This window comes from Vibrio sp. AK197 (assembly GCF_053903115.1).
On sequence record NZ_CP096430.1, the window covers coordinates 3095501 to 3118700 of the forward strand.

Genomic DNA, 23200 nt, shown 5'->3' on the forward strand with positions numbered 1-23200 from the left:
CTATCTAGCAAAACAAAAATCTTATGGAGAAAGAAATGAAAAAACTGTTTGCCCTAGTAACAACGCTTTTGCTGAGCTTGACGGTTCATGCAGCCCAATTTAAAGAAGGTGAACACTTCCGTGTCCTAGATGGCTTGGAACAAACAAAAACGCCAACAGTCACTGAGTTTTTCTCATTCTACTGCCCCCACTGTAATAACTTTGAGCCAATCATCCAGCAGTTAAAACAAAACCTGCCTGACAACGCAAAATTCCAGAAGAACCACGTGTCTTTTATGGGTGGCAGCATGGGTAAATCGATGAGTAAAGCCTACGCGACAATGGTTGCACTCAATATCGAAGACCAAATGATTCCGGTGATGTTCAATCGCATCCACAACCTACGCCAACCACCAAAGAATGATGAAGAATTGCGTCAAATCTTCCTTGATGAAGGTGTCGATGCGAAAAAATTTGACGCGGCCTTCAATGGCTTTGCCGTTGACTCCATGGTACGTCGCTTTGATAAGCAGTTCCAAGATGCCGGTTTACAAGGCGTGCCAAGCGTTATCGTTAACAATAAGTACCTAGTCCAAGCTCAGACATTAAAAACCATGGAAGAGTACTTTGATTTGATTAACTTCTTGTTGAAAAAATAAAACGTATTCAAGCTTAAAGTAAGAAGGAGCCACAAGGCTCCTTTTTTATTTACCGCGCTGTTGTTCAAAATCTCGATGAACTTGCTGCAAACGCTGATCCTTTTGTTGCCAAATGGCATCCAGCCACAGCCGAAACTGGCGCTTAAATTGTTTATCTTCAAAGTAGTCACCTTGCAGTTCAGCATTCAAAGGGCGGTGTTGAATATCGACGACAATGGTATCCATTCTTCCCATTAACATATCGCGAAACGGTTTTTGCCGATTACCTGGATAAGCCACTGTGACATCCAAAATGCCATCAAACTGCTCACCCATCGCCGCCAAAGTATAAGCGATGCCACCTGATTTTGGTGCCAGTAAGTGTTGATAGCACGAGCCACTCTTTTGATGTTTTTCAGTGGTAAAACGCGTGCCTTCCACATAATTCACGACCGTCGTTGGCTGCTGAATAAACTTCTCACAAGAACGGCGAGTGGTCGCCAAATCTTGCCCGCGTCTCTCAGGGTGACGAAGTAAATACGCTCGTGAATAACGACGCATAAATGGCATATCCAGAGCCCAACAGGCCATACCGATAAACGGAACATAAAGTAACTGCTGTTTAAGGAAAAATTTCGGCATTGGAATCCGGTCTTTAAACACACAACATAACACCACAATGTCAGTCCAACTTAGGTGGTTACTGATCAACAAATACCACGATTTCTTGCTTAACCCTTCAGTGCCAGAGACTTGCCAATCAACATTATTAGAAAATTTTAGAATCAAAGCGTTGATTGTCATCCATAACCACATGATATAGTTAGCGAGGGTTGTCATCCACAAACTAATTTTATCATGAGGCAACAGCGCTTTGATGATCGCCAAAAGGCTAATGGCGAAAGAGCACAGCGCACAATTAAGTACCACCAGCAACACATTTATAATCAATATCAGGGAAGGCAACATAAATACAATATGGAGTTCGGGATAATAAACAGCCCGCATTATACAAATGAATTCATCGTTTGGAATGACGACTGTTCACATCGAACCTCACATCAAAAGGAACAACATAATGCAACAGCGCTATTTATGGTTATTACTGACTATTTGCTCGGCCCCAAGTTGGGCAAAATTGGCAGAGCATGGCGGTCTTAGTGGGGAAATATCCGTCGTCGCTGGATTCAGCGAAAATAAATCGCACGTCAGTACCAATAACAATCCGGTATTAACAGATCTCAACCAATCGACCGAAAGTGATGACAGCAGCTTTGTCGCTCCACTCGGTAACCTCAAATACACTTTTGGCCGAGGCTTAAACCAACAAGTCTATATCGGTACCTCTCGTTCCGATGTTGCTGTGGGAACACTGGCCGCAGAGATTGGCTACAAAGAAGCGTTTAGAAATGGCATGGAAATCGATGTCTCTTACCTACCCACAATTATGGATGGTGAAGAGTGGTCAGATCCCTTTGTTACGGGGCGTAAACGCGATAAAACCGATGTCGATGGTAACGCTTTCCGTTTACGCGCTAACAACATTCTCGGCTCCATTTTTTCTATCGACAGTGCGTACATTCAACGAGACATTGAGAGTGAGCACTCCGGTGAGGCATTAGGTCTAAGCCCTTCTCAACGCGACCAGCTTGATCGCAATCGCTCCAGTGTCTATGTCAAAACCAGTGCTCGCCTGAGGCTACCAACGCAAACCATGGTCACGCCATCATTTATCTATATCGACTCCTCGGCGGATGGCGATGCGATGTCTTATGAGTCCTACGGTGGTGAACTTTCCGTATTTCAATTCTTAAACCGCCAAAGCCTTGCTCTCACGTTGGGTTACGCAACACGTGACTATGACCAGAGCCACCCAGTCTTTTCCAAAACCCGTTCAGATGACACGCTAAAGTTATTCTTGGCCTACGAATATCAAATTGGTCAACAGTGGTCACTGATTTCGCTAGCGGGTTATAACTCAACAGATTCCAACATTGAGTATTACGACCAGAGCAATTACATGGTCAGTGTGGGTGCCAACTACAAGTTTTAAGCCTATACCGCTTGCGCCGTTAATTGCCGGAGTAAGCGGTCCATCGATCGATAGCCCAAGGCTTCTGCTAAATGTGACTTGTTAATCTCTGCCTCACCCGCTAAATCGGCAATCGTCCGCGCGACTTTGATAATTCGGTGATACGCCCGAACGGACAAACCCAATTGATGTAAAGCACTCTCTAAAAAGCGAGCATCTTCCTGAGTTAGGCGGCAGTGACGCTCTATTTCTTGACTGGTAAGCAAAGCGTTCACTTTTCCTGCTCGAGTCTGCATAACGGCTCGAGCTGCCAATACCCGTTGTTTAACACTGAGTGTCGTCTCCCCTCGATCGCCACCTTGTGCCAGTGTTCCTTGAGGAAGCGCTGGTATCTCCAGTGACATGTCAAAACGATCGAGCAACGGACCGGATAACCTCCCTAAATAGCGCAAAATGGCTTGAGGATTGGTTCTGGCTTGATTACCTTCGTAATACCCCGTTGGGCTTGGATTCAATGCACCGATAAGTTGAAAGCGGGCAGGAAAGCGTGTTTTTCCCTGAGCGCGAGAAATAATGATCTCTCCAGACTCCAAGGGTTCACGCAGCGAATCCAATACCTTTCGTTCAAACTCCGGCATTTCATCAAGAAACAGCAATCCATTGTGAGCCAGTGAAATCTCTCCCGGCCTAGGAACACTACCACCACCGACCAGAGCCGCCATTGAACTTGAATGGTGAGGCGCGCGAAAGGGACGCTGTTTCCAATTATGTGCATTGATGTCTTGCTGAATCAACGATGCGACCGCGGCGGTTTCCAGTGCTTCTTGCTCATTCATTTCCGGTAACAGATCGCACAACCGTGAAGCGAGCATCGTCTTGCCCGTCCCCGGGGGGCCTAAAAATAGTAAATTGTGCGCGCCAGCTGCAGCAATCTCTAACGCTCGCTTGCCTTGCTGTTGACCAATGATGTCTTGAAGATCACGGGTTAAGCGCGCGCTTTGTGGTGGCTTTGAGCTGTGGTTGAGCCCAAGAACCTGCTGACCACACAGCGCACTGCATACCTCAAGTAGAGATTGCGCTGACTGGTGACGATCTTTACCGACCAAAGCAGCTTGATCACCATTATCATGCGGTACCACCAGTAAACGTTTGACACGCTGCGCCGCCAACGCCGCAGGCAATACGCCTTTTACAGCGCGAAGTTCTCCAGATAGGGCTAACTCACCCACAAATTCCATATCAGCAATTAACGAATCCGGCACCTGTTGTGACGCGACTAAAATGCCCAAGGCGATAGGTAAATCAAAACGGCCGCCTTCTTTGGGGAGATCCGCCGGTGCAAGATTGACCGTAATCCGTTTTGCGGGAAATTCAAATTGAGAGTTAATGATGGCACTTCGCACACGATCACGTGATTCTTTGACCGTGGTTTCCGGTAATCCCACCAGAGTAAAGCCAGGCATACCATTGCTAATATGAACTTCAACCGTGACGGGGGGCGCTTCAACCCCCACACTGGCACGGCTATAGATAATCGATAATCCCATCAAGCGGCTCTCTCATAGACAAAAATGGTCGTCGTACGACGATAAAATACGACTTGTTATCGCTATGTTGCCTGTCGTAGCGTTGAAAGAATCTGAAAAAAGAATGAGTTTTTGCTTGTCAGATAACAGAATTGTGTGATACCACTAGAGACGCAAACAAAATCGTATCAAATTTACGCACCATGTCCGGTTTATAAACAAAAACAGGTGACGTAAAAAATAAAATAAGTCGAAGAAATTAAGATGAACTTCTCTTTCCGCCTAAACGCACTGATTCTCCTGATTGTCGTGGTCATTATTGACACCACGCGGGGGCTTGTGGGCGAAAGATAACCACTGAATCACACAGAAACCCCCGCACTGAAAAGTCCGGGGGTTTTTTTACAATTCAGCCCAACAAAGAAGCTTATCTTGATTGCACAATAATCAAGTCTGACAGGAATAATGGGAGCGCACATGACGTGCAACACACAACATCACACTAAGCGAACAACGGGAGGTTACGATGACTGGCGCTGAATTAGTCGTAGCTGCATTGCATCAGCAAGGGGTTAAGCAAATTTTTGGCTACCCAGGTGGCGCGATAATGCCCATCTATGATGCACTTTATGATGGCGGGGTAGAACATATCCTTTGTCGCCATGAACAAGGTGCCGCGATGGCCGCGATTGGTAAGGCAAGAGCCAGTCAAGACGTCGCAGTATGTATGGCCACTTCAGGGCCGGGCGCAACCAACCTCGTCACCGGTCTTGCCGACGCTCTACTCGATTCAATCCCTATCGTCGCGATTACTGGACAAGTCGCCAGTTCGCATATCGGCACCGATGCTTTCCAAGAAATGGATGTGATCGGTATGTCTCTCTCTTGTACCAAACATAGCTACCTCGTTACCGACATCGATGAACTGGCTCCGACACTTGCTGAAGCATTTGAAGTCGCCAAAACCGGACGACCAGGACCTGTTGTGGTGGATATCGCAAAAGATGTTCAGCTCGCGACTGCTCCAGAAAGTACGCTCCCAAGCTTTACTCCGGTAAATGACCAGCCCGTTGTCAGCCAACAAGAGATTGCCAAAGCACAAGACCTCCTTGCCAACAGCGAACGACCTGTACTCTACGTTGGCGGCGGTGTTCAACTGTCTAAAGCCACTGACTGTGTGCGTGAGTTTTTGCGTTTAAACCCAATGCCGGCAGTTAGCACACTTAAAGGGCTTGGTACCATTGAGCGCCATGACCCGCACTATCTTGGTATGCTGGGAATGCACGGCACCAAAGCGGCGAACTTGGTGGTTCAAGAGAGTGATTTATTATTGGTGGTTGGTGCGCGTTTTGATGACCGAGTCACGGGTAAACTTGATACCTTCGCCCCTCACGCAAAAGTGATCCATATTGATATCGACGCGGCAGAAATTCATAAGTTGCGCCGTGCCAACGCTCCACTTCGCGGCGATATCAAAGCGGTTCTCCCTCACTTGGAATTAACTCAAGATATCTCATCGTGGGTGAAACACAGCGAAAGCCTCCGTGACGGCTTCAAGTGGCGTTATGACCATCCAGGTGAGCTGATTTACGCACCATTATTGTTGAAACAGCTTTCGGATATGATGCCTGACTCAACCATGGTATCCACCGATGTTGGTCAGCACCAAATGTGGGCAGCGCAGCATATTCAGCCGCGCGATCCACAAAACTTCATTACCTCAGCCGGTCTCGGCACCATGGGCTTTGGCTTACCTGCCGCCCTGGGAGCAGCCGTTGCTCGCCCGCAAGACCAATCAGTGCTGATCACAGGTGATGGTTCATTTATGATGAACATTCAAGAACTTGGCACTCTTAAGCGTCGCCAAATCCCGGTAAAAATTGTTCTGCTCAATAACCAGCGTCTCGGCATGGTTCGTCAATGGCAATCGCTGTTCTTTGACGGTCGCCACAGCGAGACTATTCTTGATGACAACCCTGATTTTGTCATGCTGGCCAAAGCCTTTGATATCCCGGGCAAGACCATCACGCGCAAAGAAGAAGTGGAGCCAGCGCTGCAAGAAATGCTTGCCAGCGAAACCTCTTACTTATTGCACGTATTGATCGATGAAGAAGAGAACGTTTGGCCTTTGGTTCCACCAGGCGCGTCAAACAGTGATATGCTGGAGAACACCTAACATGCAAAGATATTTACTCGACATCAAAGCCGATGATAAACCAGTACTTTTGGAGCGTGTTCTTCGCGTGATTCGCCATCGAGGCTTCATCATCAAACAGGTCGCTGCAACACAAAATCATGAAAGCAAAGTCGCCAGCGTTGAAATTATCGTAGACAGTGACCGACCGATTACTTTCATTACCAATCAAATTGAAAAATTGTGGGATGTACGCAGTGTTGACGTCATAAAAATCGCCAATGACGAACTCCCCAACAACAACCTACAACAACAAGTTTATGCATAAGGAAGACAAACATGGCAACGAAAACAGCAGATTACATATGGTTTAACGGGGAAATGGTTCCATGGGCAGAGGCGAACGTTCACGTCTTAACCCACTCAATGCACTACGGAACCTCAGTGTTTGAAGGCGTGCGCTGCTACAACACCCCGAAAGGCCCAATTGTTTTCCGTCATCGTGAGCACACACAACGTTTATTAGATTCTGCAAAAATTTACCGCTTCCCAATTCCGTACACGGCGGAAGAAATTATGGAAGCAACACGTGAAACACTGCGCCAGAACAAACTGGAAAGTGCGTATATTCGTCCACTTGGCTTTGTGGGTAACGTTGGCTTGGGCGTTTGTCCTCCCGTTGATACTGAAATGGACCTGATTATTGCCGCTTTCCCTTGGGGAGCTTATCTCGGTGAAGAAGCCCTAGAGCAAGGTGTCGATGCGATGATTTCAAGCTGGAATCGCATGGCGCCAAATACCGTTCCAACAGCCGCTAAAGCAGGAGGTAACTACCTGTCTTCATTGCTGATTGGGGGTGAAGCACGTCGTAATGGTTACGATGAAGGTATTGCATTAAGTGTTGATGGCTACCTATCTGAAGGCGCTGGTGAGAATATCTTCGTCATTAAAGACGGTGTACTCCTTACGCCACCAACCACCAATTCAATCCTCCCAGGCATAACTCGTGACACCATTATGACGCTTGCGCGTGACATGGGTTATGAAGTACGCGAAACCAATATTGCTCGTGAAGCACTCTATCTTGCCGATGAGATTTTCATGACAGGTACGGCAGCGGAAATCGTCCCAGTGCGTAGTGTTGATAAAAGCGAGATCGGCTCAGGCAAATGTGGCCCTGTGACCAAAGCGATGCAAACCGCTTACTTCGGTCTATTTAATGGCACCACTGAAGATAAGTGGGGCTGGCTAGATTACGTTTATCCAGCCGAGAAATAACAATCCAAGGAGTAGGGAAATGCCAAAATATCGTTCAGCAACAACCACTCACGGACGTAATATGGCTGGTGCGCGCGCTTTATGGCGCGCCACTGGCGTAAAAGATGAAGATTTCGGTAAACCGATTATTGCTGTCGTCAACTCGTTCACTCAATTTGTCCCTGGTCACGTACACCTTAAAGACTTGGGCCAATTAGTGGCACAAGAGATTGAACAAGCAGGGGGTATCGCTAAAGAATTTAATACCATCGCGGTCGATGATGGGATTGCAATGGGGCACGGCGGTATGCTGTACTCGCTGCCATCGCGCGAGCTCATTGCCGATTCCGTTGAATATATGGTTAACGCGCACTGTGCTGATGCCATGGTGTGTATCTCCAACTGTGACAAAATCACACCAGGAATGCTGATGGCTGCGATGCGCATTAACATTCCGGTAATTTTTGTTTCTGGCGGCCCAATGGAAGCCGGTAAAACCAAGCTTTCTGACCAAATCATCAAACTTGATTTAGTCGATGCCATGATTCAAGGCGCCGATCCCAAAGTATCAGACGAACAAAGTGAGCAAATCGAACGCTCAGCGTGCCCTACTTGTGGCTCGTGTTCAGGGATGTTTACTGCCAACTCAATGAACTGTTTAACAGAAGCACTTGGTTTGTCTCAACCTGGTAATGGTTCGATGCTGGCGACCCATGCTGACCGAAGAGATCTGTTCGTTAATGCTGGTAAACGTATCGTTGAACTGACCAAACGCTACTATGAGCAAGACGATGACACCGCTCTACCACGCAATATCGCAACCAAAGAAGCCTTTGAAAATGCCATGGCGCTGGATATAGCCATGGGCGGTTCGACCAACACAGTGCTGCACTTACTTGCCGCTGCGCAAGAAGGGGATGTGTCATTTGACATGACAGACATTGACCGCATGTCACGTCAAATTCCGCATCTATGTAAAGTCGCACCATCGACTCAAAAATACCACATGGAAGATGTCCATCGAGCCGGCGGTGTGATTGGTATTCTTGGTGAGCTTGACCGTGCTGGTCTTCTCAACCATCAAGCCAAAACGGTACTCGGCCTTAATTGGCGTGAACAGTTAGCACAATACGACATCATGCAGACCGAATCACAAGAAGTGAAAGACTTCTATCGCGCAGGTCCTGCAGGTATTCGCACCACTCAGGCATTCTCACAAGATTGCCGCTGGGACACGCTGGATGATGATCGTCAAGAGGGCTGTATTCGCACTAAAGAGCACGCATTTAGCCAAGACGGTGGCCTGGCGGTACTGCGAGGTAATATTGCACTTGATGGCTGTATCGTGAAGACTGCAGGGGTTGATGAAAGCATTCTTAAATTCCAAGGCCCGGCGGTGGTATTTGAAAGCCAAGAAGATGCCGTTGAAGGTATTTTAGGTGGAAAAGTTAAAGCAGGCGATGTGGTCGTTATTCGCTATGAAGGTCCAAAAGGCGGACCAGGCATGCAAGAGATGCTGTACCCAACAACCTACCTAAAATCAATGGGACTGGGTAAAGAGTGTGCTCTTTTGACGGATGGTCGTTTCTCTGGTGGTACATCAGGATTATCGATTGGTCACGCGTCTCCGGAAGCCGCAAATGGCGGGGCGATTGGTCTAGTTAAAAATGGCGATATCATCGCAATTGACATTCCAAACCGCAGCATTGAACTCAATGTTTCTGAACAAGAAATGAGTGAGCGCCGCGCGCAGCAAGACAAACTGGGCTGGAAACCAGTTGATCGTCAACGTGAAGTCTCTTTTGCCCTTAAAGCTTATGCCAGCATGGCCACCAGCGCCGACAAAGGGGCTGTAAGAGATAAATCTAAGCTAGAGGACTAGCAACATGAGCGAAGAACAATCAGGGAGTGAACAGCCAACTGGCGCAGATTATCTGCGCCAAATCCTTCGCGCTCCAATCTATGAAGTCACCAGTGTCACCCCACTGCAAGTCATGCCAAGACTGTCGGAACGTATTGGCAATCACGTACAATTAAAACGTGAAGATCGCCAACCTGTGCACTCATTCAAATTGCGCGGGGCCTACAACATGGTGTCGAACCTGACTCAAGCACAGAAACAGGCTGGCGTTATCGCTGCGTCTGCAGGTAACCATGCACAAGGCATGGCGCTATCAGGCACCAAACTCGGCATTCCAACGACGATCGTGATGCCCAAAACAACACCCGATATCAAAGTCGACGCGGTGCGCGGCTTTGGTGGTGAAGTGGTACTGCACGGCAGCAATTTTGATGAAGCCAAAGCAGAAGCTGAACGCCTATCAGCCGAATACGGCTACACCTTTGTCCCGCCATTTGATCATCCGTTAGTGATCGCCGGGCAGGGGACAATTGGTATGGAAATGCTGCAGCAAAACGGCCACTTAAACTACATTTTTGTGCCGGTTGGCGGCGGTGGTTTAGCGGCTGGAGTGGCAGTGCTGATTAAACAGTTGATGCCTGAAGTACAAGTGATTGCTGTTGAACCGGAAGATTCCGCATGTTTAAAAGCCGCTCTCGATGCAGGTGAGCCGGTCGTGTTAGATCAAGTCAGCATGTTTGCTGATGGCGTAGCCGTCAAGCGCATTGGTGACGAAACCTTCCGTTTATGCCAAAAATACCTTGATGGCCACATCTGCGTCTCCAGTGATGAAATTTGCGCCGCTGTTAAAGATATCTTTGAGGACACTCGTGCGATTGCCGAGCCATCTGGTGCCCTTGCACTCGCGGGTTTGAAAAAATACGCGGAGCAAGAAAAGCTGCAAGGTCAAAACCTCGCAACGGTTTTATCAGGTGCCAACACCAATTTCCACGGATTACGTTATGTCTCGGAGCGCTGTGAATTAGGTGAAAAACGCGAAGGGTTGTTAGCGGTAACCATTCCTGAACGCCAAGGTGCATTTCTTGAGTTTTGTAACCTTATCGGCGGACGCGCGGTCACCGAGTTTAACTATCGTTACAGCGATGATGAACTGGCGAATATTTTCGTTGGTGTTCGTTTGCAAAATGGCCAACAAGACCTCGATAGTATTATCAGTGACTTGCGTGAAGGCGGTTATCCCGTGGTTGATTTGTCCGAGGATGAAATGGCCAAGCAGCATATTCGTTACATGATTGGTGGCAAACCCTCAAAACCAATGCAAGAGCGCTTATATAGTTTTGAATTCCCAGAATATCCTGGCGCGTTAATGCGGTTTTTGAATGTATTGACCACTCACTGGAATATCAGCTTATTCAACTACCGGAATCACGGCGCGGATTACGGTCGCGTGTTGTGTGCTTTTGAATTGGATGAATCCGACCTTGGTGAATTTACTGCGCATTTGCGTGAATTGGATTACCAATATAAGGATGAATCGGCGAATCCTGCTTACCGTTTCTTCCTCTCCAAATAAGCTCGTTGGCCTTGCCAACCACCAGGAAATTCAAGCCATCCATTCGGATGGCTTTTTTGTCACCATCACAACAAGCAGTAGAGATAGATAAATAACAGACAAAAAAATCCCGCCTTTCAGCGGGGAAGCCCAAGAAAATTGGAGAAGATTGTTATGTACTATTCGAAGTCGTGTTGTGACTCTGTATGGGTTAAGGTTCTTGCTCTTCTGACATTTCAGACCAGCAAAAGACCTCAAGCCAAATTCCAACTATCGTTGCCGCCATGCCGACCAGAGGCAAAAACGACCATCCAGATGCTGGGACAACAAATAAAGCGCCAAAACATACCAGACACAACACAGAATAAATGGTTAATCTATCAAGTACGGTTAACATCAGCGGCACCTCATATGTTGCTAACTTGTTAAATAATTTAAAACAAAATGTTCTATTTGCCAAGGGTTATTGAATATTTTTTCCTCAGCAGTATGATCGCGATCTTATCTCAAGCATGAAAAGAAGTGATTATGACGTTTAACCCCAATTCAGCGAATCAAGTGTTAGCCGCAGAAGGTCTGCGCTGCCCAGAGCCAGTGATGATGGTCAGAAAGACAATTCGTACGATGAAAAGTGGTGAAACTTTACTGATCACCGCTGATGATCCATCCACCACACGCGACATTCCAAGCTTCTGTCGCTTTATGGATCATCAATTGGTCGCTTCGCAGACCGAAACGCTGCCATACCAGTATTTGATCAAAAAAGGCCTCGACTGACCGCTAATACCTGTTCGTCTTTACCTTATAAAAAAGGCTGCCAAATCGGCAGCCTTTTTTTATTGTTCATGCATTTTATTCAATTCCTGCCGCACTTGGTTCACTTGCTTTTGCAATGAACGAAGCTCCTCATGCATCGGAATGATATGCGCAACGCGAATCCAGGATTCAACAGTAAGACCAGTTAAAATCAATGCACCAGCCACCATAGGTAACCACATATCCGTTAATGCCATACCCAGTAAGGTTAAGGCCAAACCAAATGTAAACAGATAACTTTGACTCTTAGGGGTCATCCCCATATAACGTGTCAGCATAGTTGTCTCCTCTATCGCTGCGCCTTACACAGTGATTTTACTATGACAAGCATGACACAAATACGGCAAATATCACGCTACGTTATTTAACTGCTACTCACGGTCGATATCATTACTTGAATTCGCGAAGCGCCTCACGCATACATCACACTGGCTATCGCCAACCCAACAAACAGCAACGAGGTAATGCGGCGAATCCACGTTAACGGCAATTTATCTGCAGATAATTTACCAATCACAACCACAGGCACATTGGCGAGCAACATACCGATGGTGGTTCCGATCACGACCCACATCAAGGCATCGGCATAGCGCGCCCCCAAAATCGAAGTGGCAATTTGGGTTTTATCGCCAATTTCAGCAATAAAGAACGCGACAAAACTGGCAATAAATGGGCTGCGTCCTGTACTGCACGATTCATCATCTAGTTTATCCGGTACTAAAACCCAAGCGGCCACTGCCAGAAAGCTTGCAGCAACGACCCACTTAAGAATATCCGGTGAAATGTAATCGGCAACAACCACACCCAACCAAGCGGCGAGCGCATGATTTAAGATAGTGGCGAAAAAGATAGCGGCAATGATCGGCACCGGTTTTCGGTAACAACTCGCCAGAAGTAACGATAAAAGTTGAGTTTTATCCCCAATTTCCGCCAAAGCAACGGTTGAGATAGAAACAGCTAAAACGCTCACGACATACTCAAATGGGGGCAGGGATTATAGTAATAACCATAGATAAACGTCGCCCCCACCCCGGTTCGCGATGCTTATCTAAGGTCTTGCCAAACTCACCGAAAGGTTGGTGATGAGTCTCTAGCGCCATGGTGATTGGGCACCAATTATGTTGACGAAAGAACTTATTCAGCGATGCTCAATAAGTAGGCTACTCCCCAAAGACAGGCGTCATTCTAATCAGCCAGCTTTGAAAGCTCAAGCGAAAATGCAGCGAAAAAATAGCTGACAAGGGAAAACAGTCATTAAAGGTAATAAATTCCCTTAAAAGGAATATTTGACTATCAATTAAACAAGATTAGCCCTACTCCCAAGAGGAATATCTCGGTATACTTGATCGTTATTTTTTCTCCATTCACAAAAAAGAATCGCGCGAACCTGACTATGCAAAAATACGATATCAAAACCTTTCAGGGTATGATCCTCGCGCTGCAGGATTATTGGGCCCAACAAGGCTGTACCGTTGTTCAACCTCTAGACATGGAAGTAGGTGCAGGCACTTCTCACCCAATGACCTGTTTACGCGCTATTGGCCCAGAGCCAATTGCAGCGGCTTACGTTCAGCCATCTCGTCGACCTACTGATGGTCGTTACGGCGAAAACCCAAACCGTTTGCAGCACTACTACCAATTCCAGGTCATCATCAAACCATCACCTGACAACATTCAAGAACTTTACCTAGGTTCTTTGCAGGTGTTGGGTATTGACCCGAAAGTTCACGATATTCGCTTCGTGGAAGATAACTGGGAAAACCCAACACTCGGCGCATGGGGTCTTGGCTGGGAAGTATGGCTGAACGGTATGGAAGTCACCCAGTTTACCTACTTCCAGCAAGTGGGTGGCTTAGAGTGTAAGCCCGTGACCGGTGAGATCACATATGGTATCGAACGCTTAGCCATGTATATCCAAGGTGTCGATTCTGTTTATGACTTGGTTTGGACTGATGGTCCACTGGGCAAAGTCACCTACGGTGATATTTTCCACCAAAATGAAGTCGAACAGTCAACTTACAACTTTGAACATGCCGATGTCGATTTCTTGTTCACTTTCTTTGACCAGTGTGAGAAAGAGTGTCAGAAACTTCTTGAGCTTGAAAAACCACTGCCACTGCCAGCCTACGAACGCATTCTAAAAGCAGGCCATGCCTTTAACTTACTTGATGCACGTAAAGCGATTTCAGTGACCGAACGTCAACGTTACATTCTGCGTATCCGTAACCTGACTAAAGCAGTTGCAGAAGCGTATTACGCATCACGTGAAGCACTTGGCTTCCCAATGTGTAAAAAGCCACAAGACAAGGCATAAGGGAGAACAAGGAATCATGGCAAAAGAATTTCTGATTGAACTGGGTACTGAAGAACTACCACCAACACAGCTGCGTACACTTGCTCAAGCATTTGCCGACAACTTTGCTTCAGAGCTCAAAGCCGCCGACTTAGAACATGAAGGCATCAAGTGGTATGCCGCTCCACGTCGTTTAGCACTAAAAGTCGCGAATCTGGCCGATGGCCAAGCTGATAAAATCGTTGAAAAACGTGGACCAGCGATTGCGGTTGCCTTTGACGAAGACGGTAATCCGACTAAAGCGGCACAAGGTTGGGCGCGGGGTAACGGTATTACCGTTGAACAAGCTGACCGCCTTGTCACTGACAAAGGTGAGTGGCTTCTTTTCAAACAAGAAGTAAAAGGGCAAGACGCCAAACAAGTCGTCGTTGATCTGGCCGCTAAAGCCTTAGCGAATCTGCCTATCGCGAAACCAATGCGTTGGGGTGATAAAGAAACTCAATTTATTCGTCCGGTAAAAACGCTGACGATTTTATTTGGTGATGAACTGATCGAAGGTGAGATTCTGGGTGTGCAATCAGCTCGAACCATTCGTGGCCATCGCTTTATGGGTGAGCAAGAGTTTACCATCGATTCAGCACAGCAATATCCAGAGATCCTAGAGCAGCGCGGTAAAGTCATGGCTGACTATGACAAACGTAAAGCCATCATTATTGCTGACGCACAAAAAGCGGCAGCTGCCGTGGGTGGTCAAGCGGATCTCGAAGATGACTTAGTCGAAGAGGTCGCGTCATTAGTTGAATGGCCAGTCGTACTGACAGCGAAATTCGAAGAAGAATTTTTGAAAGTACCCGCTGAAGCTTTGGTGTACACCATGAAAGGGGACCAAAAATATTTCCCTGTTTATGATGACAACAAGAAACTGCTACCTAACTTTATCTTCGTGTCTAACATTGAGTCGCTAGAACCACGCCATGTCATTGAAGGGAATGAGAAAGTTGTCCGTCCACGCTTGGCCGATGCAGAATTTTTCTTCAATACTGACCGCAAGCGTCCGCTGATTGATCGCCTTTCAGAGCTGGATAACGCCATCTTCCAAAAACAACTGGGCACCATCAAAGATAAAACTGATCGTATCACCGAGTTAGCTGGTTATATCGCCGAGCAGATTGGTGCGGATGTGGACTTATCTAAACGTGCAGGTCTACTGGCCAAATGTGACCTCATGACCTCAATGGTATTTGAATTCACCGATACTCAAGGTGTAATGGGCATGCACTACGCCCGTCATGACGGCGAAAACGAGCAGGTTGCACTAGCGCTAAACGAGCAATACATGCCACGTTTTGCGGGAGATGATCTACCATCTGATGGCGTGTCAACCGCCGTTGCGATGGCCGATAAACTAGACACCATCGTGGGTATTTTTGGCATTGGTCAAGCCCCGAAAGGGTCTGACCCATTTGCTCTACGCCGTGCATCACTTGGTGTGCTCCGCATTATCGTCGAATACGGTTACAACCTTGATTTAACGGATCTTATCGCTAAAGCAAAATCACTGTTTGGTGATCGCCTAACCAATGACAAGGTTGAAAGTGATGTGGTTGAGTTTATGCTAGGTCGTTTCCGCGCTTGGTATCAAGACGAAGGCTTTAGCGTTGATGTGATTCAAGCGGTATTGGCTCGTCATCCAACCAAACCTGCAGACTTTGACCAACGCGTTAAAGCAGTTTCTCACTTCCGTGAATTGGAAGCAGCTGAATCTCTTGCTGCTGCCAACAAACGTGTTGGGAACATTCTGGCGAAATTTGACGGCGAATTACCTGCAGACATTGACTTGGCACTGCTCCAAGAAGACGCAGAAAAAGCCCTCGCAGAAAACGTCGAAGTGATGACAGAGGCTCTTGAACCTGCTTTTGCCACCGGTAACTATCAACAAGCTCTGAGTAAACTCGCGGATCTGCGCGAACCTGTGGATGCTTTCTTTGATAGTGTGATGGTGATGGCAGATGATGAAGCATTGAAGAAAAACCGCCTCACACTGCTGAATAACCTACGCAACTTGTTCCTACAAATCGCCGATATTTCTCTACTTCAGAAATAATCACGCGTTTTAAACGGTCCTCAAAGCCCAACTCATCGGAGTTGGGCTTTGTTTTTATGCCTGCACCGAATTTGTGCTTTGCCTCACTCCGATAATTCGGTAAGGTCAAAGCAGATAATAACTATGGCTCAATCGCCCTCAATAAAGCGCTCACAACCCAATTAGGTAAAATCATGCAGTTCTCTAAGTTTGGTGAAAAATTCAATCAGTATTCCGGTATCACCCAGTTAATGGATGACCTTAATGATGGTCTTCGAACTCCCGGAGCCATCATGCTTGGAGGTGGTAACCCAGCCGCCATTCCCGCTATGCTCGATTATTTCACTCAAGCCAGCGAGCAACTGCTTGCCAACGGACAACTGGTTGCCGCACTTGCCAACTATGACGGACCGCAAGGTAAAGATGCGTTTATCACCGCCTTAGCTGATCTGCTAAAAAAGACTTACGGTTGGGATATATCAAGTAAAAACATTAGCTTAACTAATGGCAGCCAAAGTGGATTCTTCTACTTATTCAATTTGTTAGCGGGCACACAACCCGATGGTACGCATAAGAAAATACTTCTACCACTGGCCCCAGAATACATTGGCTATGGCGATGCCGGGATTGATGAAGATATTTTTGTCTCTTACCATCCAGAAATCGAATTGCTTGATGAGCGTCAGTTCAAGTACCACGTCGACTTTGAGCAGATAAAGATTGATGACAGTGTGGCCGCCATCTGCGCTTCACGTCCAACTAATCCGACAGGGAATGTACTCACCGATGAAGAAGTGCGTAAATTGGATGAATTGGCACGCGCCAATAATATTCCTTTGCTGATCGACAATGCCTATGGCGTTCCTTTTCCTAATATTATTTTTGAAGACGTCGAGCCGTTTTGGAATGACAACACGATTTTATGTATGAGCCTGTCGAAACTGGGGTTACCTGGCGTTCGCTGTGGGATTGTGATTGCCAATGAAGAGGTAACAAAAGCGCTCAGTAATATGAATGGTATTATCAGCCTAGCGCCCGGTAGCGTCGGCCCAGCGCTTGCAAACCATATGATAGAGCAGGGCGACTTACTCACACTGAGCAGCGAGGTGATCAAGCCTTTCTACCAGCAGAAATCGCAGCGCGCAGTGCAACTGTTGCAAACCGCCATTGATGACCCCCGGTTTCGAATCCATAAACCAGAAGGCGCCATCTTCTTGTGGCTGTGGTTTGATGAATTGCCGATTACAACCATGGAACTCTACAAGCGCCTTAAAGCACGTGGCGTGTTAATTGTTCCTGGTGAATATTTCTTTATTGGTCAAAAAGACGAGTGGGAGCATGCACATCAATGTTTGCGAATGAACTACGTTCAAGACGATGACATGATGCAAAAAGGGATTGCGATCATCGCGGAAGAAGTGAAAAAAGCCTATCAACAAGGTAAGTGAAAATAAAAATCACAGACAGAATAAAAAAGAGCGCCATTGGCGCTCTTTTTTTGCTAATGATGAAAGCTTAGCTTTCAATCAATTTTTGACCATTAATCGCAATTTTTCGTGGCTGCATTGCTTCTGGAATCTCACGTTCTAAATCAACGTGAAGCAGACCATTTTCCATGCTGGCGCCAGTGACTTTCACATAGTCTGCCAATTGGAATTTACGTTCGAAGTCACGTTCAGCAATGCCTTGATATACATAGTCTTTGCCTTCTTCTTGGCGTTCACCACGGACTATCAGCATGTTTTCTTTTTGAGTGAGTTCGAGTTGGTCTTCAGAGAAACCCGCCACGGCCATGGTAATCCGATAGTGATTATCGTCTTGCTGCTCGATGTTATATGGAGGGTAACCTGCTGATGAATTTTTAGCAGTATTAGCTTCCATTAAGTTAAGCAGACGGTCAAAACCAATGGCATTACGGTATAGGGGTGCAAAATCTACATTACGCATAATTCTATCCTCTTTCGTTAAGCAATAGTCTCGATTCAGTAATGGTTAAATCGAGCATTCACCGTGACCTCCTCAGGCGTTAATCGCACAGGGACAATCTGTGAATGTAAATATCAAATTGTGCGCTTTCCACATCCGCTTCCTCTCTTGAGCAAAGCAGAAGAACCCTCAGGTTCAGGGACAAGCATATCAGAGGCCCAGCTGGCATCCTCTTCACAAACAGATATAAGGACAGCTCAAAACGCTTTCAAGGTTTTTTTTTGAAAAAATTTTTAATTAATTAATTTTCAATAAGTTAAATACAAAAAAACACCGCCTAAAAAGGCGGTGTTTTGCAGTTATTTAGCGATGATTCCGTATCGGAACATCCATCTAAACGTCGAGGTTAGCCACTTTAAGTGCGTTCTCTTCGATAAAGTTACGACGTGGTTCAACTTGATCCCCCATCAAGGTGGTAAACAGTTGATCAGCACCGACCGCATCATCGATAGTCACTTGCATCATACGACGTGTTTCAGGATCCATGGTGGTTTCCCAAAGCTGATCTGGGTTCATCTCACCCAAACCTTTGTAGCGCTGAGTGCTCAACCCACGGCGAGACTCTTTAAGCAGCCACTCCGTCGCTTGCACGAAAGTCGACACAGGTTGCTTACGTTCACCACGCTGAATATAGGCACCTTCACCAATCAAACCATCTAACGCCAAAGAAATATCGGCTAACTTGCTGTATTCTTTGGAATTAAACAGATCAACACTTAACGCATATTCATGACGAACGCCATGAGTGCGTACGATGATTTTTGGCAAGCTTAAACCCAACTCCAAGTGCTGTTCAATCTCGTAAGAGTATTGACTTGCACCCACTTCTTTACTGTTGAGTGTTTCCACCAATTGCTTGGTCCACGCTTCCACTTCCGCCGCATCATGGCATTTTTCAGCCGTCATGCGAGGCGCATACATAAATTCATGCACGAGTGCGTAAGGGTAACGGCGGCTCATACGATCCACCAGCTTCATACCCGCATTGTATTGTTGAACCAGTTTTTCCAGATGCTCGCCCGACATTGCAGGCGCCTCAGCGTTGACGTACAGCGCTGCGTTATCTAGGGCCAAGCTGATTTGATACTGGGTCATCGCTTCTTCATCTTTAATGTATTGCTCTTGTTTGCCTTTTTTCACTTTGTACAGTGGTGGCTGAGCAATATAGATGTAGCCGCGTTCAATCAACTCTGGCATTTGACGATAGAAGAATGTCAACAGTAGGGTACGAATGTGAGAACCATCGACGTCCGCATCGGTCATGATGATGATATTGTGGTAACGCAGTTTATCTGGGTTGTACTCATCACGGCCGATACCACAACCTAGAGCGGTAATCAGAGTTGCTACTTCTTGAGAGGAGAGCATTTTATCGAAGCGCGCTTTCTCCACGTTAAGGATTTTACCTTTCAATGGAAGAATCGCTTGGTTCTTACGGTTACGGCCTTGTTTTGCGGAGCCGCCTGCCGAATCACCCTCCACAATGTAGAGTTCAGACAGTGCTGGATCTTTCTCTTGGCAATCCGCCAATTTGCCAGGAAGACCTGCCAAATCTAGCGCACCTTTACGACGAGTCATCTCACGCGCTTTACGAGCAGCTTCACGCGCACGAGCAGCATCGATGATTTTTGAACACACGATTTTTGCTTCGTTTGGATGCTCAACCAAGAATTCAGAAAGTTTTTCACCCATAGCCGATTCAACCGCTGATTTCACTTCAGAAGAAACCAGTTTGTCTTTAGTTTGGCTTGAGAATTTTGGATCCGGAACTTTAACCGAAATCACCGCAGTCAGGCCTTCACGCGCATCATCACCGGAAGTCGCTGCTTTGGCTTTTTTCGAGTAACCCTCTTTATCCATAAAGGTATTCAGTGTACGCGTCAACGCGCCACGGAAACCGGCAAGGTGAGTACCGCCATCACGCTGAGGGATGTTGTTAGTGAAACAGAAAATGCTTTCTTGGAAGCCATCATTCCACTGCATCGCCACTTCAACCGAGATACCGTCTTCACGCTCTGAGTTAAAGTGGAAGACTTTATCGTGAATCGGCGTTTTATTGGTGTTGAGGTGAGTAACAAACGCTTGAATACCGCCTTCGTACATGAAGTGGTCATTTTTATCCGCTTCACGCTCATCATTTAACTTGATGGAAACACCAGAGTTTAGGAACGAAAGCTCGCGCAGACGTTTAGCAAGAATCTCGTAGTGGAATTCGGTATCACTAAAGGTTTCTCCGCTTGGCCAGAAGCGAATCATGGTTCCGGTTTCTTCGGTATCGCCAACCACCGCAAGCGGTGCGTCAGGTACACCATGACGATAGGTCTGAGTATGAATGTGTCCACCACGTTTGATGGTGAGCTCTACCTTTTCAGATAGGGCATTAACCACTGACACACCAACACCGTGCAGACCACCAGAGACCTTGTACGAGTTATCGTCAAATTTACCGCCCGCGTGAAGGACTGTCATGATGACTTCCGCTGCGGAAACATTTTCTTCTGAGTGCATTTCGGTCGGAATACCGCGACCGTCATCAGAAACTGATACCGAGTTGTCCTCATGGATCGTCACTACGATGTCTTTACAGTGACCTGCCAACGCTTCATCTATTGAGTTATCCACCACCTCAAAAACCATGTGGTGTAAACCGGTACCATCATCTGTGTCGCCGATGTACATTCCAGGACGCTTACGTACCGCATCCAGACCCTTCAGTACTTTAATACTCGATGAATCGTAATTATCAGACATGAGTTACTCTCTCACTATTTATCCTTGCTCTATTGTGCCATGTTCCACATGAAACATCTTGCCTTTATCACCATCTCGCATGTCCGCGATCTGGTGCTCAGTAATAGAGCTTACAAAAACTTGCGCCCCCGTCTGTTTTAAACTGTCTGCAAGACGTTTACGACGTTGGCTATCTAATTCAGAGGCAAAGTCATCAATCAAATAGATGCATTGCTTGCCGGTTTGTTGAGTTAAATGTTGACCCTGCGCCACGCGCAATGCGCAGACCATTAACTTCAACTGCCCACGTGATAGAACATCCTCAACGGGGGTTCCATTCACTTTTATTCGCAAGTCAGCTTTATTGGGCCCACTGACTGTATAACCAAGCGCTTGGTCACGCTCAAAGTTACGTTCAAGCAACTCTTGGTAGTCTGTCTCTTTTTCCCAACCACGATAATATTTCAGACTGATATCGAACTCAGGTAGAAAGGTTTTACACAGCGCTTGCGCTTGCCCGCTCAACTGCTCAACATACTCAGCACGCCATACACTGATTTGCTCCGCTAGCTGCGCTAACTGTTGATCCCAGTAACTGAGTTCACGATAACGCTGTGCGGTTTTCAACAACGCATTACGCTGCTTGTTAAGACGTTTAAAGCGCCCCCATGCTTCATAAAAACCGGGTTGGCTATGAAAGACGCCCCAGTCGATAAACGCACGACGATGTTTCGGACCATCAGTGAGCAATTCAAACCCTTCAGGGTGAATTAATTGCAAGGGTAAAACCTGTGCAAGCTGCGCTAATTTTTGTCCAGACTGACCGCCTATTTTAACCTCTGTTGAGCCATCACGCTGCTTATTAATGCCAACAGGTAGCTCAAATTGGTTCGAGTTCAAAAAACGGGCAGATGATGAAGAATTATCTTGCTCTGGTTGATGAATTCTTCCATGGATAAATAACTCATCACACTGATTTTGAATCACTCTTCCAGTGAGTGTACTTTTAAAAGAACGCCCATGGCCGAGCATATAAATGGCTTCCAAAACACTGGTTTTGCCACTGCCATTCGGGCCAATAAGAAAGTTAAAGCCTGTTGATAGTTCAATATCACAGGCTTTAATATTTCGAAACTGCTGTATGACTAAGCGATTAAGAGGCATTCAAGGCGCTTATAAACGAATCGGCATAACCACGTACATCGCACTGTCATCCTCAGAGTTTTCCACCAGCGCACTGGCGTTTGAGTCAGACATCGACATGCGAACATTCTCGCAACGTAGAGTATTGAGCACATCCAGCACATAGCTGACATTGAACCCGATTTCTATCGGCTCGCCCTCAAACTGGACATCGAGCATCTCTTCCGATTCTTCCTGCTCAGGGTTATTGGCGGTAATACACATTTCTTCACCGCTCAAATTCACCCGCACACCACGAAACTTTTCATTGGATAAAATTGCTGCTCGTGAAAACGCTTGGCGCAATTCATCACAACCAGCGATTAACGTCTTGGTGGTATTTTGCGGTAACACGCGGCGGTAATCCGGGAAGCGGCCATCGACCAACTTCGAGGTAAACACAAAGTTATTCACTTCAGCGCGCACATTAGAGCTACCAATTTGCAAAACAACCGGCTGTTCAGGTGCATCCAGGAGTTTCACCAACTCTTGAACCCCTTTGCGTGGAACAATGATTTGCTGCTGGGCAAATTCACCGTCTAACTCAGTGCGCGCAACGGCCATACGGTGACCATCGGTCGCCACACTGCGCAGTGTATTACCATCGATTTCAAATAACATCCCGTTGAGGTAGTAGCGCACATCTTGGTTTGCCATCGAAAACTGTGTTTTTTCAATCAAACCTTTAAGCGCACCTTGTGTCATCGTCACTTCAACGTCACTCTGCCAATCTTCGATATTTGGAAAATCGTCGGCAGGCAATTTCGATAACGAAAAACGGCTACGTCCAGAACGCACTTGAACTCGATCACCTTCATACACAAACGTAATGTTCGCATCGTCAGGAAGGCCACGGCAAATATCGAGAAATTTACGCGATGGAACCGTAATACTGCCCGACTCATATTCGCCTTCAAGCGTCACTCGGCTGATCAATTCGACTTCTAAGTCGGTTGCTGTCATCGACAGCACATTTTCTTCGACTTTGAGCAGTAAGTTGCCAAGAATAGGTAAAGTAGGACGTCCACCCAAAGCGCCAGAAACTTGCTGTAAGGGCTTCAGTAAGTGGCTACGTTCAATGGTAAATTTCATAGTTCGCTCTTAACGATTGGCTGTGAATAAGTATAGTGC

At 46.7% G+C, this 23200-nt stretch carries 20 protein-coding genes and 1 riboswitch; of the genes, 11 read left to right on the forward strand and 9 right to left on the reverse strand.

Annotated features, from left to right (window positions below):
• Nucleotides 1-35 precede the first annotated feature (35 nt).
• Nucleotides 36-638, forward strand: coding sequence for a thiol:disulfide interchange protein DsbA/DsbL (locus M1D72_RS21510; RefSeq protein WP_390197006.1), 603 nt, complete (start codon nucleotides 36-38; stop codon nucleotides 636-638).
• Nucleotides 639-683: 45 nt separating this feature from the next.
• On the opposite strand, the gene M1D72_RS21515 is transcribed toward M1D72_RS21510, so the two are convergent.
• Nucleotides 684-1586, reverse strand: a complete 903-nt coding sequence (locus M1D72_RS21515; protein WP_456297449.1) for an acyltransferase — start codon at nucleotides 1584-1586, stop codon at nucleotides 684-686.
• A gap of 109 nt (nucleotides 1587-1695) precedes the next feature.
• Between M1D72_RS21515 and M1D72_RS21520 the strand changes: the two genes are divergently transcribed.
• Entirely contained in the window at nucleotides 1696-2670 is a 975-nt protein-coding gene (locus tag M1D72_RS21520) for a DUF2860 domain-containing protein (RefSeq protein WP_456296469.1), read from the forward strand.
• A 2-nt stretch (nucleotides 2671-2672) separates the two neighbouring features.
• Here M1D72_RS21520 and M1D72_RS21525 read toward each other — a convergent pair whose 3' ends face one another.
• Nucleotides 2673-4196, reverse strand: coding sequence for a YifB family Mg chelatase-like AAA ATPase (locus M1D72_RS21525; RefSeq protein WP_390196997.1), 1524 nt, complete (start codon nucleotides 4194-4196; stop codon nucleotides 2673-2675).
• A gap of 505 nt (nucleotides 4197-4701) precedes the next feature.
• Between M1D72_RS21525 and ilvG the strand changes: the two genes are divergently transcribed.
• Genes ilvG through ilvA form a run of 5 tightly spaced genes read left to right on the forward strand, consistent with a single transcriptional unit; the run spans nucleotide 4702 to nucleotide 11000 of the window.
• A complete protein-coding gene (gene ilvG / locus M1D72_RS21530; protein ID WP_390196994.1) occupies nucleotides 4702-6351 on the forward strand; it encodes an acetolactate synthase 2 catalytic subunit in 1650 nt (549 codons plus the stop codon).
• Nucleotide 6352: 1 nt separating this feature from the next.
• Nucleotides 6353-6637, forward strand: a complete 285-nt coding sequence (gene ilvM, locus M1D72_RS21535) for an acetolactate synthase 2 small subunit (RefSeq protein WP_390196991.1) — start codon at nucleotides 6353-6355, stop codon at nucleotides 6635-6637.
• Between the two features lie 11 nt (nucleotides 6638-6648).
• On the forward strand, nucleotides 6649-7587 hold the full coding sequence (gene ilvE / locus M1D72_RS21540) for a branched-chain-amino-acid transaminase (RefSeq protein ID WP_456296470.1): 939 nt from the start codon (nucleotides 6649-6651) through the stop codon (nucleotides 7585-7587).
• A 19-nt stretch (nucleotides 7588-7606) separates the two neighbouring features.
• Nucleotides 7607-9448 (forward strand): dihydroxy-acid dehydratase, encoded by a 1842-nt coding sequence (gene ilvD / locus M1D72_RS21545; protein WP_456296471.1) that lies wholly within the window; start codon nucleotides 7607-7609, stop codon nucleotides 9446-9448.
• A 4-nt stretch (nucleotides 9449-9452) separates the two neighbouring features.
• Complete coding sequence (gene ilvA / locus M1D72_RS21550) at nucleotides 9453-11000, forward strand: threonine ammonia-lyase, biosynthetic (protein WP_390196982.1); 1548 nt, start codon at nucleotides 9453-9455, stop codon at nucleotides 10998-11000.
• Between the two features lie 190 nt (nucleotides 11001-11190).
• Here the strand turns inward: ilvA and M1D72_RS21555 are convergent, their stop codons facing one another.
• A complete protein-coding gene (locus tag M1D72_RS21555; RefSeq protein WP_390196980.1) occupies nucleotides 11191-11376 on the reverse strand; it encodes a hypothetical protein in 186 nt (61 codons plus the stop codon).
• Between the two features lie 131 nt (nucleotides 11377-11507).
• Between M1D72_RS21555 and tusA the strand changes: the two genes are divergently transcribed.
• Nucleotides 11508-11756: a sulfurtransferase TusA gene (tusA, locus tag M1D72_RS21560; protein ID WP_390196977.1), complete on the forward strand. Its 249-nt coding sequence runs from the start codon at nucleotides 11508-11510 to the stop codon at nucleotides 11754-11756.
• 59 nt (nucleotides 11757-11815) lie between these two features.
• On the opposite strand, the gene M1D72_RS21565 is transcribed toward tusA, so the two are convergent.
• Nucleotides 11816-12073: a hypothetical protein gene (locus tag M1D72_RS21565; protein ID WP_390196974.1), complete on the reverse strand. Its 258-nt coding sequence runs from the start codon at nucleotides 12071-12073 to the stop codon at nucleotides 11816-11818.
• A gap of 134 nt (nucleotides 12074-12207) precedes the next feature.
• Nucleotides 12208-12765, reverse strand: a complete 558-nt coding sequence (locus tag M1D72_RS21570; RefSeq protein WP_456296472.1) for a TMEM165/GDT1 family protein — start codon at nucleotides 12763-12765, stop codon at nucleotides 12208-12210.
• A gap of 91 nt (nucleotides 12766-12856) precedes the next feature.
• Nucleotides 12857-12976: riboswitch (yybP-ykoY riboswitch) on the reverse strand.
• A gap of 212 nt (nucleotides 12977-13188) precedes the next feature.
• Here M1D72_RS21570 and glyQ point away from each other — a divergent pair.
• The 3 genes from glyQ (at nucleotide 13189) to M1D72_RS21585 (ending at nucleotide 17619) form a co-directional block, all read left to right on the forward strand.
• On the forward strand, nucleotides 13189-14109 hold the full coding sequence (gene glyQ / locus M1D72_RS21575; RefSeq protein ID WP_390196969.1) for a glycine--tRNA ligase subunit alpha: 921 nt from the start codon (nucleotides 13189-13191) through the stop codon (nucleotides 14107-14109).
• A gap of 16 nt (nucleotides 14110-14125) precedes the next feature.
• Nucleotides 14126-16192, forward strand: coding sequence for a glycine--tRNA ligase subunit beta (gene glyS / locus M1D72_RS21580; protein ID WP_456296473.1), 2067 nt, complete (start codon nucleotides 14126-14128; stop codon nucleotides 16190-16192).
• A gap of 173 nt (nucleotides 16193-16365) precedes the next feature.
• Nucleotides 16366-17619 (forward strand): valine--pyruvate transaminase, encoded by a 1254-nt coding sequence (locus tag M1D72_RS21585; protein ID WP_456296474.1) that lies wholly within the window; start codon nucleotides 16366-16368, stop codon nucleotides 17617-17619.
• A 67-nt stretch (nucleotides 17620-17686) separates the two neighbouring features.
• Here the strand turns inward: M1D72_RS21585 and M1D72_RS21590 are convergent, their stop codons facing one another.
• The 4 genes from M1D72_RS21590 to dnaN form a co-directional block, all read right to left on the reverse strand.
• Nucleotides 17687-18118, reverse strand: a complete 432-nt coding sequence (locus M1D72_RS21590) for an Hsp20 family protein (protein ID WP_456296475.1) — start codon at nucleotides 18116-18118, stop codon at nucleotides 17687-17689.
• A 372-nt stretch (nucleotides 18119-18490) separates the two neighbouring features.
• Nucleotides 18491-20908 (reverse strand): DNA topoisomerase (ATP-hydrolyzing) subunit B, encoded by a 2418-nt coding sequence (gene gyrB, locus M1D72_RS21595; RefSeq protein WP_456296476.1) that lies wholly within the window; start codon nucleotides 20906-20908, stop codon nucleotides 18491-18493.
• A gap of 18 nt (nucleotides 20909-20926) precedes the next feature.
• Entirely contained in the window at nucleotides 20927-22051 is a 1125-nt protein-coding gene (gene recF, locus M1D72_RS21600) for a DNA replication/repair protein RecF (RefSeq protein WP_390196956.1), read from the reverse strand.
• Nucleotides 22052-22060: 9 nt separating this feature from the next.
• The gene (dnaN, locus tag M1D72_RS21605; RefSeq protein WP_456296477.1) at nucleotides 22061-23161 is read right to left on the reverse strand and encodes a DNA polymerase III subunit beta; all 1101 of its coding nucleotides are present in this window, start codon (nucleotides 23159-23161) and stop codon (nucleotides 22061-22063) included.
• Nucleotides 23162-23200: the final 39 nt, after the last annotated feature.

Bases quoted from the DNA above. Each gene is read 5' to 3' on its own strand.
- recF (WP_390196956.1), bottom strand. From the start codon at position 22,051: ATGCCTCTTAATCGCTTAGTCATACAGCAGTTTCGAAATATTAAAGCC.
- M1D72_RS21555 (WP_390196980.1), bottom strand. From the start codon at position 11,376: ATGTTAACCGTACTTGATAGATTAACCATTTATTCTGTGTTGTGTCTG.
- M1D72_RS21590 (WP_456296475.1), bottom strand. From the start codon at position 18,118: ATGCGTAATGTAGATTTTGCACCCCTATACCGTAATGCCATTGGTTTT.
- M1D72_RS21585 (WP_456296474.1), top strand. From the start codon at position 16,366: ATGCAGTTCTCTAAGTTTGGTGAAAAATTCAATCAGTATTCCGGTATC.
- gyrB (WP_456296476.1), bottom strand. From the start codon at position 20,908: ATGTCTGATAATTACGATTCATCGAGTATTAAAGTACTGAAGGGTCTG.
- ilvD (WP_456296471.1), top strand. From the start codon at position 7,607: ATGCCAAAATATCGTTCAGCAACAACCACTCACGGACGTAATATGGCT.
- M1D72_RS21510 (WP_390197006.1), top strand. From the start codon at position 36: ATGAAAAAACTGTTTGCCCTAGTAACAACGCTTTTGCTGAGCTTGACG.
- ilvE (WP_456296470.1), top strand. From the start codon at position 6,649: ATGGCAACGAAAACAGCAGATTACATATGGTTTAACGGGGAAATGGTT.
- M1D72_RS21565 (WP_390196974.1), bottom strand. From the start codon at position 12,073: ATGCTGACACGTTATATGGGGATGACCCCTAAGAGTCAAAGTTATCTG.
- dnaN (WP_456296477.1), bottom strand. From the start codon at position 23,161: ATGAAATTTACCATTGAACGTAGCCACTTACTGAAGCCCTTACAGCAA.
- M1D72_RS21520 (WP_456296469.1), top strand. From the start codon at position 1,696: ATGCAACAGCGCTATTTATGGTTATTACTGACTATTTGCTCGGCCCCA.
- glyS (WP_456296473.1), top strand. From the start codon at position 14,126: ATGGCAAAAGAATTTCTGATTGAACTGGGTACTGAAGAACTACCACCA.
- ilvM (WP_390196991.1), top strand. From the start codon at position 6,353: ATGCAAAGATATTTACTCGACATCAAAGCCGATGATAAACCAGTACTT.
- ilvA (WP_390196982.1), top strand. From the start codon at position 9,453: ATGAGCGAAGAACAATCAGGGAGTGAACAGCCAACTGGCGCAGATTAT.
- glyQ (WP_390196969.1), top strand. From the start codon at position 13,189: ATGCAAAAATACGATATCAAAACCTTTCAGGGTATGATCCTCGCGCTG.
- tusA (WP_390196977.1), top strand. From the start codon at position 11,508: ATGACGTTTAACCCCAATTCAGCGAATCAAGTGTTAGCCGCAGAAGGT.
- ilvG (WP_390196994.1), top strand. From the start codon at position 4,702: ATGACTGGCGCTGAATTAGTCGTAGCTGCATTGCATCAGCAAGGGGTT.
- M1D72_RS21525 (WP_390196997.1), bottom strand. From the start codon at position 4,196: ATGGGATTATCGATTATCTATAGCCGTGCCAGTGTGGGGGTTGAAGCG.
- M1D72_RS21515 (WP_456297449.1), bottom strand. From the start codon at position 1,586: ATGTTGCCTTCCCTGATATTGATTATAAATGTGTTGCTGGTGGTACTT.